Genomic DNA, 15,210 nt, shown 5'->3' with positions numbered 1-15,210 from the left:
CCTTTCCGTTAAGTTAGTTGGCGAATTCCTCTTTCGCAAAATAAACTTTTAGTTTGTCTTTCATCGCGTCTTTGTTGTCTGCAAACTGCTTATGGCGGTGTCCATTGCCTCCTGAAGGGTGCGGAAAACCTGAGAGAATTTGCTCGCTTGAAATCACTCGTTGCTCTACTAAATAATTCAAGGCATTCGAAACGTTTACACCTAAAGGGATAATCAAAGATTCACTTAAATCCGTTAATTCTTCCGCAAAATTCTCTGTCATGTATTTTTTCAACAGCTTGTTTTTCACTAAATTCGGAGTTGAGCCGCTGTAATTTTTGCCATTATAGAATACCGGATAAGCAATTACGGATGTTGTATGTACCAAGTGGCTAGCTTCCTCGAATAATTCTGAACTAGAACACAAACCCAAATGCTCATTCAACTCCAACTCATCTAGCATCTTTACTAAATTATTTCGCATAGGTCCTTCAAAACTAGAGTTGTTTTTTACTTTCCGAAGAATTTCTTCATCATTGTGTTCTGCCCCTGCTGCATCTATCACCGTTGAAAACGATTTTTTCATTTGATGAAATCCAGGTGTGATGCCCACAATCACTATTTTCGCATCTTTATTCACATACTCAAAAGGCGCATAATAAATCGCTAACTTTTTCTTGTCGTCTCTTGCCAGTAAAAATTCTTCAGTAATTAGTTCTTCTTTTGTATATGATGGTGGAAGCGATTGAATCCTTTTTTTGTATTGCTGAAACTTAGCATAGTTGGTGATTGACATGGATATTGCTCTCCTTTTTACTGAACATACTTGTAACTTACCACTAGTTGGAAAACTGTACTTTAATATCTTAACTTTTCAGAAGTTGTTCAACACTCTTTCAGATTTTACCTTTCCTCTTTTTTACTAATCATTTTAGTATAAAAATGATTTTTTAACATATAGATAAAATTTCTACTAACTTTTTTTAATACTGTGTGAAGTCAATGACACTAGGGTATTCTTATAATGAAGACCCTAGTGTCAAAGTATTGAGTTAATCGCTTGATGACAAACTTCACGGGCTAGCAAAAACAGAAAGGAGGCCCTATGTGGAACAATTCGCTATTATTATTCCTGCATATAAACCAGATCAAAAATGCTTGAATGTAGTCCGACAAATAATCGAAGCTGGTTTCCAAAACATTATCGTTATTGATGATGGCAGCGGCAAAGAATATTCGACTATATTTAAGTCACTGGAATTACATAAAGAAATAACGGTAGTGAGCCATGCCGTTAACCAAGGAAAAGGGCGCGCTTTAAAAACCGCTTTTCACTACATACTCACAAAGAAACTTCCATTTAAAGCTGTCATCACAGCGGATGCAGATGGTCAGCATTCAGCCAATGACATGGTAAAATTAGCGCAATATTTACTCAAGACACCTGATCAAGTTGTGCTTGGTGTTCGAGACTTCACTGGAAAAAACATTCCATTTAGAAGTCGATTTGGCAATCGCTTTACGCGGTTGCTGTTTAGACTTTCAACCGGCGTTGTCCTCTCTGACACACAGACCGGTTTAAGAGGCATTCCGGTCAACTACCTACCCCAAATGCTTACGGTAATCGGTGAGCGATTTGAATATGAAATGAATGTGTTGGCGTATTTAGGAAAAAATAAGATGGGTGTAGGAGAAGTGACAATTGACACCATCTATTTAGATGACAACCAAACCTCCCATTTCCACCCGTTGAGAGATTCCTACCATATTTATAAAGTATTTATCTTTTATGGGTTGTCAGGAGGAGCATCTTTTGCACTGGACATCGGACTTTATTGGGTGTTTATCCAACTGCTTAAAGATCCCGCTCCAGAGCTGTTCATTATTTTAGCAACCATTGCGGCACGCATTTTGTCTTCATTGTTTAATTATTACGTCAACCGCAATAAAGTCTTTAAACAAGGATCCAGCAAGTCGCTTGTTCGTTATTATATACTGGCTGCGTTTATCATGCTAACTTCTGCTGGTTCAGTTCATTTGCTTTATGCCGAGTGGCTCGGACGTGGAGAAATGATTTTGAAAGTTGGTGTGGATGCCATTCTCTTTATCGTTGGCTTTGTGGCTCAGCGTGCTTGGGTATTTCGTAAAGAATAATTTAACGAATTTTACTAGCCAGAACAGAAATGAATTTTCTGTTCTGGCTATTTTTCATGACTGAACGTCGACCTTACACAAGAATTTTTTATTTATTTGCGCGAGAACTATAGTCACTTTCACAGTCTTTTTTCTCGTACGATAAGAAGTGACAGACTCACTCTATACACTATATTTTGACTGAGTTCTTTTAGCGCTTACATGGAAGTCGACCGTGTCACTATTCGCTCCATGAAAGATGATTTCCAAACAGACTTGATTTTTCTTCATCATGCTCATTTCATGGATGTTTTTAAACATATATTCACTGCTGAAATTTCCCATGCCATTTGTCGCAATGACAACCAGTACTTTATCTGCGCGTTGTTCTTTCATCGCACTTTTCTTGCACATTTCTTATTTTCTGTATCGTCGAACCGATCGCATCTAGAAGCACCGTCATTCCCTCTCTTAGTAGTCTTTTTAAGCCAGTGGAGAAACGCTTCTTAGCGATATTTTATCATGCAGTAGTTTGTATCCTAGATCGAGCAGCATCGTCGTAACATAGACTATAACAGAAAGCTTACATGCTTTTCGATTAATGAGTTAAAGCCCACTTGTATCCTGCTCTAACCCAGCTATTAAATTACTTTTGTCGAAAATTATGCAAATTTTTTGAAGTAACGATTAAATGCAATATACCATTCTCTTTCGCATCGGCTTTTATTTCTTCCAGTTTTTGCGTGAAATCTTTTTTTGTAGAAGTCATCAATCTCACCAAATTCCTTAATTATTTTAATCGTTAAATTCTTTAAGTGCAGACTTATTTCTAATTATAAAGAATAATGAGGAGTCAAGAAATCGATAGTTGGCTGGTGGTTCAGTTTACAGACGACATTTGGGTTTGCGAATATCCCGGCATCGTCACCGCAGCTTCTTTTGGCATGGCTTTCAGCCACTTAACACCAACTGTCCAATCTGCGAGTTCTGCATCCTCTTTGTTTTGCTCGATATTCGGCTGTTTTAACGGTTGATCCAAAAGCAACGAACCTTCGTTATCGATTTCAAAATCCTTTACCATCACCGCACTTGACGTTACTTCTCCGGACCCAACGTATCCGTGCCCTTTTAAGTACGCAAGGATGCGATCTCCAGGCTTTAACTTTTTCATGGAACTGCTGTATCTTTTTCCCTACCCAGCACTCATAAAGCCGTATTTTCTGCAGTCTTCCCAGCTTCGGTGCTCTCCATCTCCGACGAGGACAATTCTTTCTGAAGACGCATCCAACTCAGATGCCATAATGACAATGCTATGCTCTTTGTTGAGCTCTTCTGGCAAGGACGTTAAAACCCGTTCAGCAAATGCATCTGCCAGGCTTTTGTCCAAATAGTTTAAAACAATAGACTCGATTTCTTTATAACTAAGGTCTTTCACCCATGACGCATAATCCAATGCCTGTGCCACGACATCCCTCGGCGCTTTGATCTGGATACTTCTTTCAAGCCGGTCGCTTCCACTTTCCTCAAGTTCATATTTATCGTCACTAAGTAAACAAACCTCTCAATTTGAAGATTTTTGGTTTTTTGATCTATAATAGTAGAATATTGTAAATTCTCACTAATCTATTATACCTACTATTCAGTGAAGATATACTTCTTCTTTTCTTTCATCGCCCTTTTGGGATAAAAGAAAACAGCCACCTTCGAAATCAAAAGATTTCAAAGATGGCTGCATAAAGATAGTTATTTAGCTGCTATGTCATTTAGTATATTTTTCAATGATCGCTTGTTTTACTTGGTTGGCAGTTACCTCACCAGTTTCATACTGTTCCAGCAAATTCTGCGTATACGTCGTTGGCTTTCCGCCATCAATAGCAGCCAAGCCAACAGCAAATTGCACTCTTTTTTTGCGCTCTTCATGCGGGTTTGAATTTACTGGTTTCATAAAAATACCCCCATAGTTTAGTTCTTAGAAGCATTCAGCAGACTCTTTTGATTGTGACATTTTATTTCTTTCTAACTCTGCAGCATTTTTATTACTGACTAACTTTTGATTTTAAAGCTTGGAGAAGCAGCTCTCTTCTTTGCTCAATGAATTCTTTGAAATTAACAATGCTTAAGTCTACATGAGGTATAAAATGCTTATTGAAATAATCATTTTTAGATTGGTCATCTTTGTAGACTTTATTGATCCATTCCTCAAAATTCTGATCTGATTTTTCTATATTAGGTATTCCTTCAAGCAGTTGAAGATTAACAATCGAGTCGATATTCTCAATCGCAAAATTGATGTCATCTTCGCTCATACCGCTTTTCACTAAATTCTTTTTCTTCATCAAGTTCTTTGCAAATATATGATCCACGTGGAATATATTTCTAAAATCTAAGCTCGGATACAAAAGTGCTAGCGTTGAGAAAGTTTGCTTTTGACCATATTTGTAAGTAAGTAAATTATGAAGTTCATCTTCATTGAAAGTGAACGATTTAGTGCCACCTTTAAATTTTTCAATAATAAGTTTCAGGGGAAACTCGTTATGATTCCCCATTAGGATTTTTCTAATCGGCACAATGACATTATCCGGTTGTCCACTAAAGGCTTGTTTTAACATCCCTAGTACAAGCCATTTTTTAACAAGTTGCCGATCATCTTTGTACAGCTGAGATTGCAAATACTGATGTGGCGATCCTTTCTTCATCAAATAGTATGCGATGGGAATTATGGCATTATTGGAAGTCAAAGTTTCTTGATTATAGCCAAAACTAGATACTAAATTGACTGCCAGTCTTATTGCCTCTTTAACATCATCCCAGTTTTCTTCAATTTTCCTCATAGCTTTTTTATTGAAATTATGGACTTTAAAAGCAATGTCTCTAAAATCGCCAAGAACTAAACAAGACTTAAGAACGAAATCTTTATTGAAATTGAATCCGTTGCCAATTTGATTTATCTCATCCACGAAAGAATTTATTTCTTGTCGGGCATCCTTGTCTTTCCACTGAGCAGTCGCTATCGAAAGCAACAAATCAGAATAACTTAGCTTTGTCCCACCGCTGTTAACACGTATAAAAATATTTAATACCTTCTCCAAATTCTGTTCTTCTTCTAAAAAGAAATTGATATTAGGCTTTTCATTTATTGACTGATAAAGCTTATGCAATGTTTGATTCGCAAACAGTGCCTTTTCTTTTTCAATCGAACTCAAATCATGTTCAATCAAATACTGAGCAATTTCATAAGTATCGTTAAAAGTTAAGATGTCTGAAACTTTAAACCAATACGCATCTTCATATTCATTAACTGCATCTTCCGCCGTTAAAAATCGGAAATCGTATTTGATATCGTACTCCTCAGAAGGGCCCAACAAATCAACATATAAATGCTGCGTAGGATATGCCAGTGGATTTTCGCGTCTCATTCTAGGTAATTTATATGTATAGGACCCTTTAAGCGCTATATACAAGGAAGTTAATCTTTGTTGTCCATCTAATATAGCTGTTACATCATCCCGTCCACTGACGCTCGCAATTGGGTTGTGACGATTGTTTTTTTCATGATAATTGCGAATGAACTCGTAAAACTGAAACTCTTTACTTTTATCTTTTTCAACGTTCCAAAAAAGGAATGATCTTACAGGATAGCCTTGCATCAATGAATCAAAAAGTCTCTCAACTTGAGCGGTGTCCCAAACAAACTCCCTTTGAATCGCCGGTAGAAGATATTTGTTTTTATGTATATTGTCTACTGCCTTTTTAATTGTAATGGGTGTCTGAAATGACATGGAAAGTCCTACCTTCTCTTATGTTTTTAAAATAAATAAGCTGAAATTCTTTATTATGTATTTTAGTAAATGGTAACATATCCCTAGGTCTTATTGACAAAAATTCAAAATTATCAATTCATTATTTTTCCATATTTCTTAGGAAAGGACTTATGCCTATGTATATAATTTCAGGTTCTACTTCAGAAAAGATTGAAGCAATCAGTTTTTCAGAACTGGATATCACAGAAAATCAAATTGAAGAATTACTGAGGAAAAACATTGAAATGATATGCGATGAGGAAGAATCTATGCTTGTTGTTGGCCAGCAAGTCCGCAACGCTTCGAACGGACGAAGCGATCTGACTGCCGTAGATGATAAGGGCAATATCGTGGTGATCGAAATCAAGCGAGACCGTAAAGATATAGAGAACCGTAAAGAAGCATTTGAATTCTAAGCTATTCGCTATGCTGCCAGTTATGCCACCATCGTGGACATGGAGGATCTAGTGAATAAAGTTTTCAGTCCCTATGTTGAAAAACATAGGTCTGAATATGATTATCCTTCTTTGACAAGCAGTGAACTGGGTACAAGAATTTTAAATAATTTCTTGGAAGTCAATTCAGCAATCGAACAATTTAACAAAAAACAGAAAATCGTCTTGGTTGCTTCTGATTTCGATGAACAGACTTTATCAGCAGTTGCGTGGTTAAATGACAGCGGCGTGGACATCAGCTGTTTTAAATTGATCCCTTACAGAATTCAGGGATCAATTGTTTTGAATGTTGCCAAGATGTTGCCAAGATCTTGCCGTTAAATGAATACACCGATTACTATATAAACTTCTTAGAGAAAAGCATTTCAACCAAAAAACAGAAATCTGGATTGACCAAGCGAGTATTACCTAAGATAGACGCTATGCTTGAATGGGGTGTGGTAAAGCCTGGTGATACCATCAGAGCCAAAGATCGTTCTGAGACAGCGATATTGCTGGACAATGGGCTGGTTGAAACTAACGGGGAGATTTCCTCTATGCAAAAATGGTTAAAAGGTCTATATGGCTGGTCTAGTATCCAAACCTATGTATTTGCTGTCCATGAAGCATCAGGGAAAACCTTAGCGGAAATACGACAGAAGTGTAAGCGTCCAATAGGTTCTTTCCACTGTTAGTTGAATTATCGGTATATTCTGTTATAGTGGAGAAAAAATCATAGGAGAGATGCCCTGTGGAAGAACTCATGACATTACTGGATGAACATCTAAGTTGTAGCGGTATCGATATCTCGGACGATATTATTCGTTTTTCTGTGATTTCTACCCGAAAAGAATGTGTATGTCCTTCTTGCCAACAAACTTCTTCTCGCGTTCACTCTCGTTATAGCCGAAGTTTTCAAGATTTACCCATTCAAGATAAAAAGGTAATCATTACACTTTTGAACCGGAAACTGTTTTGCGATAATATGGCCTGTCACCGGACAACATTTGCCGAAACTTTTCATTTTATAGACCATAATGCGAAGAAAACTCAGAGACTGAAAGAAACGATACTTGAGGTTTCCCTTACTCAAAGTTCTGTTTCGGCCGCGGCCTATCTATCGCAACATGTAGTCGATGTCAAAAAGAGTACCATCTGTAATTATCAAAAAAAAAAGCATTATCCCGATCAATAAAGAGGCGATTAAAGCCATCTGTATTGATGATTTCGCACTAAAAAAAAGACAAAACTATGGAACACTCATGATAGATCTGAAAAATGGCCGGGTCATTGATTTGATTGAATCAAGAGAAAGAAAAGACGTGGCTATATGGCTTTCGCTATTTCCCAATATCCAATTTGTTTCAAGGGACGGTTCTCCGGCTTATGCTGCTGCAATTCGGCAAGCTCATCCCGACGCCCATCATATCAGTGATCGATTTCATTTGATTAAAAGGTTGATCGATGCTCTCACACTCTGTATGCAGAACACGGTAGCTGGACGGATTATTATCCCCTTAACCAAGGGACAGCATGCGATGAACGAACTACTCGTTCATACCCCTTCAAGACGCACAAAAATTTTATTGGTTAAATCTTTGGCGTCCGAAGGACGCACCCTGCAAGATATCCGATCTCAAACAAAATTCAGCCTTCAGACCATTCGTAAATATATGAACATGCGTGAAGAAGACATCCCGGAAGATGCAGCTGATCAACGTGGCCGCGAACATCAAGAAGCTATCCGCAAAGTCATGGAGAAAGCTGAAGAAGTAAGAAGTATGCATAAAAAGGGTTACAGCACGCGGAAGATAGTCGACAAAACAGGCTATACCCATAAGACCATAACCAACTATTTAGCTTCTGATTTCAATCCAATTAATGGTCAATACGGCGTACGGCGGCCTGGGAAATTATCTCCTTTCAGAAATGAAGTGCTGACCTTGCGGACAAAAGGAACCACATATAAAGAAATCCATGCTTTCATTCGTCAGAAAGGATACACGGGCTCAGAAGCGGCGATTAGACAATTCATTGCGAAAGAAAAAAGGCTGGGAAGAGATTTTAAAAAAGAGGCCTCTACTGATGCCACAGAGGTTATTGAGAGAAAGTGGCTAATAAAGTTACTCTACAAGCCACTTAACAAAGTGAAAGATATTTCTTTTGAACAAGTTGAAAATAGTATTCAGCAGTATCCATTGATCGGTACATTACTCGATCTAATTTGGGATTTCAAAAAGATTCTTAAATCAGGTAAGAAAGAGATCCTCCATACATGGATTGCAGAGACGGAAAGCCTAGAATTAGCTGAATTGAAAAGTTTCCTAAATGGAATGAAAAAAGATATCAAGGCAGTTGAAAATGCCTGTACACTTCCCTATAGTAACGGATTAGCTGAGGGCAGTGTCAATAAGTTGAAAACCATCAAGCGAATCATGTATGACCGCAATAGTTTCGCTCTTCTACGAAATAAGCTTCTATTACTAGAAGTCCGCAAATTCAACTAACGTTGGAAAGAACCTATTGGACGCTTACACAGAAGTATATGGACGAGCAAAGTAATATCGAAATTTGATAGATGGCTGTATTATAGAATATTTTTCATTACTTAACAATTGGTCTTTTTGAAAGAATATTAGCTCCCCACAACTCCTCTAAAATCAAAAAAAAAGCCCCTACTGGAAAAAAATTCGTTTCCAGTAGGAGCTTTTAGGCTATGAGAATTCTTTCGATAGTAAGAAAAATGTACAAATAGCTACTTAGAAATTTCACTTTTTATCACATTATTAGTAATTGGTATAATTTTATTAGATTCTTTTAGTACTCTATTTAAAGAGTGGATGTTTTGAGACACTGATTTATGAAAGTCAGCAGAATTTTTATGGCCTTTAATTTTTACTACAGGGGAACGTTTAACAACTACAGATCCTGAACTTTTATAATTGACAGTTTCTTTGTTCATATTCTCCCTCCTATTAATAACCTTATAAAATCTAAAAAATATTCATTTTTATTTATTATAGCATGCTCTATCTCTTCTGCATACGCTATGACCTGTTCTTCTGTCCATTTTTCCTCTAATGAGAAATGGAGACAAAGAACCGATTCACCCAAAGGCTCGGTAATATATAGAGTTTGTTTTTCTTCCCGATATGCAATTAATTTTTCATTCTTAGTGTATGCGTCTACTACGAAAACATTGCTTTCAGTTAATTTAAATGCATTCTGAGCAGAAATATCACCAGCAATTCCAATGCACATTAGACTATCTTCTTGATCGTATGCATAAAGCGAAGCAGCAAAACAACCTGTAATAGTATTAACTATTGTTGGATTAAAAGTAGCCGCCTGGATGATATTCGCAGGTCTATTTAAGAATAAAATTGCTTGAGTTAAAAATTCGGACCAATCATTTTTCCCATTTCTTGTGATAAGGTTTCTTTCGCTCAACATTTCTAAACTCTGTTCTGCATAATTTAATAAATAAGAAGTTTGATTTTGTAATTGTTCTAAAACTTCCCTATTGGCAATTAAATCTACAACTGAACGCAACGAAGTGCTTAGTAATTCGGATATTTTTATTGCATTCTTTTCTGATTCCGAAATATCAAATTCATAAAGCCAATTTCTATCTTTGTAAACATCGAAAAGAAAGGCCCATACAAAAGGGTCTGCTATTTTTAGAAAGTTACTAATAAATCCACCATCATTTAATTCTTTTTCTATCCATTTTTCAAACGGATCAAATGGTGAATCCGGTAAACGGTGGTTAGTTTCTAAGAACTCCTGATTTATTCTTTCTAAATCATCTTTGAGATACATGAAATTCTTCTTTATTTCAGGGGTAACAAACGTTAATATATGCTTTTTTTCTGCTAAAGCTGCTTTGTATTCTAAATATGTTGGAGTAACATTTCCTTGCAACAACTGCTGACCTGCACCAGCCTTTTTATTAACCAAGAGAACAAACACATCGCTCGACTTTACAACAGTCAAACATTGTTCCAACGTATCTTTTTCCCATGATCCGAAATCTCCATCTTCAAAAATCGGCACCTCATGTCCGCTAATTTCTAGATGGGTCTTTATAAACTTTCTTGGTTTCTTTAAATCTTCCTCAAAAGCAGAGCTGATGAATATTCTCGTTTTATTTATCAGTGTTATCCCTCCCTCTTAAATTGAAATAATTCAATTTACCCCCAAAGCCTTATAAACCGCATCAACAGGATCCGAATAAAACACAGGTTGCACTTTCACCAACAAGTCAGGCGGTACCGTCTGCAAGTCCATGACCGATGCAGCTGGGATCAAGACTTTCTTGGCTCCCGCATCTACACACACCTGCAATACATTGGCGAACTCTTCTACTTTCGCAATCGTTCCGCCAACGGTCATGTTCCCAATGACGATGGTGCTTTCTTGGACCGGTTTATCGAGTGCACCTGAACACAGGCCGATCAATTCCGCGATTGCCAGTTCATCGGTAAGGCCGATTCCTTGAAGATCACTGATATGCATCAGGTAATCCTTCGTTTTGATTGCGATGGTATTACTGATGCTTTTGCTGTTGGCTGTAAAGAAACGGAAGGCGGTATCTAAGCTTTCCCTCGCCTCTCGTGAAGAACTTACACCAGACTTATCAAACTTCCCTGTTCCGCTCACCACTTCATTTTCGAGTTTATAGACACCAATCATCCCTGAGTGCCCATGTCCAGCCACGTACACATGGCCCGGCTTGCCCATGCCTTCAGGTATCAGTTTGCCGCCGCCCTGTTCTGGCACTGATGTATATTCTTCCTCTAATGATTCCTTATCGATATAAGAGAACATGACATCGTAAAACTCCATGCCACCGATTTTCTTCAGCTGCTCTTTGACGCGGCGGCGTCCTTCCAAAGCATATTTCAAGATTTCTTCGATGTCTTCTTTTGTATAAATGCCATTTGGATAAATCAATTTGACCATACCAGATACGGTCTTACGGACCGCAATAGTGTCCCGCTGGTTCAAGTTATTCCCTAATTTAAAGTATTTGTCTACCGAATCGGCAAATGAACGTTTGCGCATTTCCCGAAAAAACTCCGCGATATAATCCACAATAAAGCCGTATTTATCCGTAAAGAAATCCGGACGCATTTTCGGAATTTCCCAACCTGGCAGGTAATAATGCATACGGTCAAAGAATGCCGAGTCATTTGCCATCTCTTCAGGGAAAGGTGCAAACAAATGAGAAGTTTTCAATAAAACATCGACGCTTTGGTTGATGTTTCCGACGAAAACCATTGACGCACTGGCATTTTTTTCTTCTTTGCCTCGAGCAAAAGAACCCGATGCCATATAGTCTTTCATGATTTGAATACCGTCTTTGTCTTTGAAACGGATGCCAGCCACTTCGTCAAACGTGACACAATCCCACATGCCAACAAGCCCGATTTTTCGGGATGTCATATTGTAAAACAGATTGGCTACTGTAGATTGCCCACCTGAAACCAAAATAGAGTTAGGTGAAATTTCTTTATAGACATGTGACTTCCCGGTACCTCGTGGCCCCAGCTCACACATATTGTAGTTATTCTCAACCAAAGGTACGAGACGCAGCAACAAATGCCATTTAACACGGTCTTCCAATTGCGTCGGCTCCATGCCTGTCGAGCGGATCAAGACATCAATCCACTCATCCTTAGTAAATTCTTTTCTGCCTTCGAAAATCTCTTGGATATCCATATTCGGCATCTGAATCGGCTGCAGGCTGCTGACGCTGAAAGGATTATTATTACGTGCTTCTTCATCGTAATAATAATCCACTTTCACCATACACCAAATCCCCCCGACCAATAGCTTGTCGAATTCTTTGACGAAATTGGAGCCGACTGGCACCCCTTTTAAGCCTAAATTGGAGAATTCAGCTTCGTAAATATCCAACTTCGGATTCAGAACAACGGAGACTTTATCGATAATGGAGTATTGGCCCAGCTCGCGTATGCGAGATTTAATTTTTTCCGCTTCATCCGGACGGACAAAATTATCTGAAAGGATTTTTTTAACACGTTCAACGCCTTCTTTGATGCTGTCTTCATCATCAGTCGCTGCATACATGCCGAGTAAATACTCCAGCACATAGACCGGCACATTGGCGCCTTCTTTGATTAGCTTGGTCAAGTCTTTTCGAACCACACGTCCCGCAAATGTGTGATTCAGCTTTTTATCCAGATCAACTGTTAAAGACACTTCCGTTTTCCCTTCCATTTACACACCTCTTCTATTAAAAATCAAAATCACTCACTATCCCAAGATTGATGGTAAAAGGTATTTTGTCAGTGACCAATCCTGTTTCAGTATCTTTAATAAGTAAATAATAGCTCTTGTTGCGATCGTAGGTAATGCTTCTTAACACAAAGCGAAGTTTGAATGTGCGATCAGACGGATTCTCAAAAGGACGATCCCCGATAATCGTTTCTTCATTCGATAAGATCGTTCCTTCTTCATCAGTCATATGAATCGCGACGGTCCGTGGTGCCGTTTTGTCTCCGACTTTTTCTGTCTGGAAGAATTCCAAATTGAAGATGCTGTTTGTGATTTTTCTTGTCGTATTCGTTAATTTAATGTCGATCTTCCGAATGGCTTGCGAACCTTTTTGCCCCGTCCGCTTGTTTTTGAACGATATGAGCGGAATGACCACTTCTTGCAAGCTTGCTCCACCGTGAACAAAATTGACACCCGAACCTTGAATTTTATAGCGGATCGTTGCATTCGGTACATACGCTGTCAATTGCTGATCGTTTTTCACTACAGATGATAGATCAATCGCTAATTGACCGGATACATCCCGCTTTTCCTTCGCCAGGATATAACGACGCTTGATTTCCAATGCATCCAAGGATTCTTTATCCATCTTATCGCTTTCTTCCAAAGCATCACGTTGATACAAGAAGCCATGATCAGCTGTGATATAGATATTCGTTCCGCTTAAATCATCTTTGATCATTTTCACTAAGTCATAAAGTTGGTTCAAGGCAGCTTCCACTGCATTGAATGTATAAATTTCTGTTGATGCTTTATCGCCCATCGCATCAATCGTGTCATGATACAGGTAAACCAGCTTTTTCCCCTTAAAGGTTTCTCTGCGCGCAGCTTTATTCATTGAAAAGACATCTTGGAAATGAAATGCAGTACTGTCTTCTATTTGAGATTCGATGATTTTTCTGCGATTCTCCAGCCCCGACGAATCTTTGCCATCAACCAGCACTTTCCCGCCTGCATCAAAATCTAAATTCCGATGAGGTAAAAGAGCGGCCATTCCAAGCTTTGTCACTGAAGGCACAACGCCAAGCATGTTTTGGATTTCAGAAATCCCGGTAGTTTCGGCATTTAAGCGTTCCGCTAGTTCAACCCCTACTTCATATCTCATCGCATCCGAGATAATGACGAATACTCGTTCATTATTCCGCATATGAGGAGCGATGACAGAAGAATAGAAGTTTTGCTGTTTTAGGACTCCCGGCAATGACCAATCTGTAGTTAATGTCGGACGTACTGCTTGTGACCAATGGGAACTTAGCTCCCCCATATACCAATTTGTATACAGGTTTTCGACCATGTCTTTAAGTTTTTTCAACAATTCATGATCGGTTTCGTCATCATAAGCCACATAAAACTTCCGGTAGTACGTATCCATTTTATGATAATCGTTAAGATAAGCTTCATATAAATCTATTGCTTGAGACTGTGGGATACCTTGTTTGTGATTGTTATAAAACTCATGCATTTCTACTGTATAGAATAAGGCCTCATAAACGGCTTCATAGTCATCATAATAATGTTTCACTCTTCTGAGTTTGATCAGCTTTTTGTATTCCTCGTAATCTTCCAGCTTTTCTAAAAGGCTATTGGCAATATGGATAATGATTGCCCGGTCAATATAAGGAAAGATATCCGCTTGTTTAAACTGGTCCAACGGAATCGTCTGGATCACTTTTGGCAGATTGATTTCCTGCTCGACCATCTCGATGTAGTCATTGAATTTAACGTAATCACTTTTGTGATGCATCCAATGATCGACGAAGACCAAAGCGTTGGTTTTACTGCGCTTCGCAATAAAGTCATTCAACTCCGCCAAATATTTTTCATCGACAGAGTGGCTGAATGCCGTTATGGATAGATGAATAAATAGGTTCTTTAAGGTCTTGACTTCCTGCTCATATCCACAGTAATTCGCTACGGACGACCAGAAAACGTCCAAGTCAAAGAACCGCTCAATCAGCGAAAGGTATTTATTTTCAGCATCATCTAAAGTGTCCATTAAGATAGTTTTCAAGACATCTTCAAAATTTGGCGTCTTCAAATTACACAAGACACTCATAATCGACAGTTCGATCAGTTCTTCTGTAAATGAACCAATGCCAAAAGCGGAGAATTTTCTAAAACGATCTTTGTTATTGAAGAAACGTTCGTATTTTTTCACCGTTGCGCGTAAGGAAGGTTCTATATGTAAATCACTCAAAATGAGCGATATGCGATCTGCATAAAATGTTTTCGAATACATGACCGTATCAGCCAGCCAGTTGTCTTCAATCGTTAAGTCCAAATTTGTGTAGATGAGGTATGAAGAAGTTGGATCTTCTTCCTCCAGCAAATACTTTGTATAAAACTGATTTTGATCAGTCAATGTATGGATTTTCGCCTTATCTATTACAAGAGTTTCAATTTCTTCAGTAAACTCATTATCTTTATCCACCCAAAAAACAAGCTTGCGCTGCTCTTCTTCTTTTAGTGGTGCATTAAAAATGTCCGATAGCGCAGACACGATTTGTCCCATGTTCATGGCAGTCACCTGCTTTCTCTTTCCATTATAGAACAAAGATACA

16 protein-coding genes are annotated in these 15,210 nt (G+C 38.3%); 7 read left to right on the top strand and 9 right to left on the bottom strand.

Annotated features, from left to right (window positions below):
* Nucleotides 1-13: 13 nt before the first annotated feature.
* Complete coding sequence (locus AUO94_RS16675; RefSeq protein WP_058385293.1) at nucleotides 14-775, bottom strand: uracil-DNA glycosylase family protein; 762 nt, start codon at nucleotides 773-775, stop codon at nucleotides 14-16.
* A 311-nt stretch (nucleotides 776-1,086) separates the two neighbouring features.
* Here AUO94_RS16675 and AUO94_RS16670 point away from each other — a divergent pair, with 311 nt between their 5' ends.
* Nucleotides 1,087-2,133 (top strand): bifunctional glycosyltransferase family 2/GtrA family protein, encoded by a 1,047-nt coding sequence (locus tag AUO94_RS16670; protein WP_058385292.1) that lies wholly within the window; start codon nucleotides 1,087-1,089, stop codon nucleotides 2,131-2,133.
* A 162-nt stretch (nucleotides 2,134-2,295) separates the two neighbouring features.
* Here AUO94_RS16670 and AUO94_RS17510 read toward each other — a convergent pair whose 3' ends face one another.
* The gene (locus tag AUO94_RS17510; protein WP_179946123.1) at nucleotides 2,296-2,526 is read right to left on the bottom strand and encodes a hypothetical protein; all 231 of its coding nucleotides are present in this window, start codon (nucleotides 2,524-2,526) and stop codon (nucleotides 2,296-2,298) included.
* A gap of 454 nt (nucleotides 2,527-2,980) precedes the next feature.
* On the opposite strand from AUO94_RS17510, the gene AUO94_RS17840 reads away from it, so the two are divergent.
* Nucleotides 2,981-3,139, top strand: a complete 159-nt coding sequence (locus AUO94_RS17840; RefSeq protein ID WP_418054990.1) for a Cas8a1 family CRISPR/Cas system-associated protein — start codon at nucleotides 2,981-2,983, stop codon at nucleotides 3,137-3,139.
* 165 nt (nucleotides 3,140-3,304) lie between these two features.
* Here the strand turns inward: AUO94_RS17840 and AUO94_RS16655 are convergent, their stop codons facing one another.
* From AUO94_RS16655 to AUO94_RS16645, 3 genes are all read right to left on the bottom strand, one after another.
* Nucleotides 3,305-3,577, bottom strand: a complete 273-nt coding sequence (locus AUO94_RS16655; RefSeq protein ID WP_058385289.1) for a hypothetical protein — start codon at nucleotides 3,575-3,577, stop codon at nucleotides 3,305-3,307.
* 294 nt (nucleotides 3,578-3,871) lie between these two features.
* Nucleotides 3,872-4,057, bottom strand: coding sequence for an antitoxin VbhA family protein (locus AUO94_RS16650; RefSeq protein WP_058385288.1), 186 nt, complete (start codon nucleotides 4,055-4,057; stop codon nucleotides 3,872-3,874).
* Between the two features lie 91 nt (nucleotides 4,058-4,148).
* Nucleotides 4,149-5,891, bottom strand: a complete 1,743-nt coding sequence (locus AUO94_RS16645) for a GmrSD restriction endonuclease domain-containing protein (RefSeq protein WP_058385287.1) — start codon at nucleotides 5,889-5,891, stop codon at nucleotides 4,149-4,151.
* A gap of 152 nt (nucleotides 5,892-6,043) precedes the next feature.
* Between AUO94_RS16645 and AUO94_RS17675 the strand changes: the two genes are divergently transcribed.
* The 5 genes from AUO94_RS17675 to AUO94_RS16630 all read left to right on the top strand — a co-directional run bounded on the left by AUO94_RS17675 (nucleotide 6,044) and on the right by AUO94_RS16630 (nucleotide 8,853).
* Complete coding sequence (locus AUO94_RS17675; protein WP_237150148.1) at nucleotides 6,044-6,328, top strand: PDDEXK family nuclease; 285 nt, start codon at nucleotides 6,044-6,046, stop codon at nucleotides 6,326-6,328.
* Between the two features lie 51 nt (nucleotides 6,329-6,379).
* A complete protein-coding gene (locus AUO94_RS17670; RefSeq protein WP_237150147.1) occupies nucleotides 6,380-6,688 on the top strand; it encodes a hypothetical protein in 309 nt (102 codons plus the stop codon).
* 68 nt (nucleotides 6,689-6,756) lie between these two features.
* Nucleotides 6,757-7,041, top strand: coding sequence for a hypothetical protein (locus AUO94_RS17665; protein WP_237150146.1), 285 nt, complete (start codon nucleotides 6,757-6,759; stop codon nucleotides 7,039-7,041).
* A 56-nt stretch (nucleotides 7,042-7,097) separates the two neighbouring features.
* Nucleotides 7,098-7,541, top strand: coding sequence for an ISL3 family transposase (locus AUO94_RS16635; protein ID WP_058385286.1), 444 nt, complete (start codon nucleotides 7,098-7,100; stop codon nucleotides 7,539-7,541).
* Nucleotides 7,483-8,853, top strand: coding sequence for an ISL3 family transposase (locus AUO94_RS16630; RefSeq protein ID WP_058385285.1), 1,371 nt, complete (start codon nucleotides 7,483-7,485; stop codon nucleotides 8,851-8,853). The genes AUO94_RS16635 and AUO94_RS16630 overlap by 59 nt, the downstream gene beginning before the upstream one ends.
* Nucleotides 8,854-9,101: 248 nt before the next feature.
* On the opposite strand, the gene AUO94_RS16625 is transcribed toward AUO94_RS16630, so the two are convergent.
* The 4 genes from AUO94_RS16625 to pglZ all read right to left on the bottom strand — a co-directional run bounded on the left by AUO94_RS16625 (nucleotide 9,102) and on the right by pglZ (nucleotide 15,167).
* Complete coding sequence (locus AUO94_RS16625; RefSeq protein WP_058385284.1) at nucleotides 9,102-9,308, bottom strand: hypothetical protein; 207 nt, start codon at nucleotides 9,306-9,308, stop codon at nucleotides 9,102-9,104.
* On the bottom strand, nucleotides 9,305-10,435 hold the full coding sequence (locus AUO94_RS16620; protein ID WP_237150225.1) for a hypothetical protein: 1,131 nt from the start codon (nucleotides 10,433-10,435) through the stop codon (nucleotides 9,305-9,307). The genes AUO94_RS16625 and AUO94_RS16620 overlap by 4 nt, the downstream gene beginning before the upstream one ends.
* A 99-nt stretch (nucleotides 10,436-10,534) precedes the next feature.
* Nucleotides 10,535-12,592, bottom strand: a complete 2,058-nt coding sequence (gene brxL, locus AUO94_RS16615; protein WP_058385282.1) for a protease Lon-related BREX system protein BrxL — start codon at nucleotides 12,590-12,592, stop codon at nucleotides 10,535-10,537.
* A gap of 16 nt (nucleotides 12,593-12,608) precedes the next feature.
* The gene (gene pglZ, locus AUO94_RS16610) at nucleotides 12,609-15,167 is read right to left on the bottom strand and encodes a BREX-1 system phosphatase PglZ type A (protein ID WP_058385281.1); all 2,559 of its coding nucleotides are present in this window, start codon (nucleotides 15,165-15,167) and stop codon (nucleotides 12,609-12,611) included.
* Nucleotides 15,168-15,210: the final 43 nt, after the last annotated feature.

Source organism: Planococcus kocurii (assembly GCF_001465835.2).
GTDB classification, from domain to species: Bacteria; Bacillota; Bacilli; order Bacillales_A; family Planococcaceae; genus Planococcus; species Planococcus kocurii.
This window is presented reverse-complemented; position numbering and strand designations above follow the sequence as displayed.

Bases quoted from the DNA above. Each gene is read 5' to 3' on its own strand.
- AUO94_RS16675 (WP_058385293.1), bottom strand. From the start codon at position 775: ATGTCAATCACCAACTATGCTAAGTTTCAGCAATACAAAAAAAGGATT.
- AUO94_RS17510 (WP_179946123.1), bottom strand. From the start codon at position 2,526: ATGTGCAAGAAAAGTGCGATGAAAGAACAACGCGCAGATAAAGTACTG.
- AUO94_RS16650 (WP_058385288.1), bottom strand. From the start codon at position 4,057: ATGAAACCAGTAAATTCAAACCCGCATGAAGAGCGCAAAAAAAGAGTG.
- AUO94_RS16645 (WP_058385287.1), bottom strand. From the start codon at position 5,891: ATGTCATTTCAGACACCCATTACAATTAAAAAGGCAGTAGACAATATA.
- AUO94_RS17675 (WP_237150148.1), top strand. From the start codon at position 6,044: ATGCCTATGTATATAATTTCAGGTTCTACTTCAGAAAAGATTGAAGCA.
- AUO94_RS16630 (WP_058385285.1), top strand. From the start codon at position 7,483: ATGTCAAAAAGAGTACCATCTGTAATTATCAAAAAAAAAAGCATTATC.
- AUO94_RS16625 (WP_058385284.1), bottom strand. From the start codon at position 9,308: ATGAACAAAGAAACTGTCAATTATAAAAGTTCAGGATCTGTAGTTGTT.
- brxL (WP_058385282.1), bottom strand. From the start codon at position 12,592: ATGGAAGGGAAAACGGAAGTGTCTTTAACAGTTGATCTGGATAAAAAG.
- pglZ (WP_058385281.1), bottom strand. From the start codon at position 15,167: ATGAACATGGGACAAATCGTGTCTGCGCTATCGGACATTTTTAATGCA.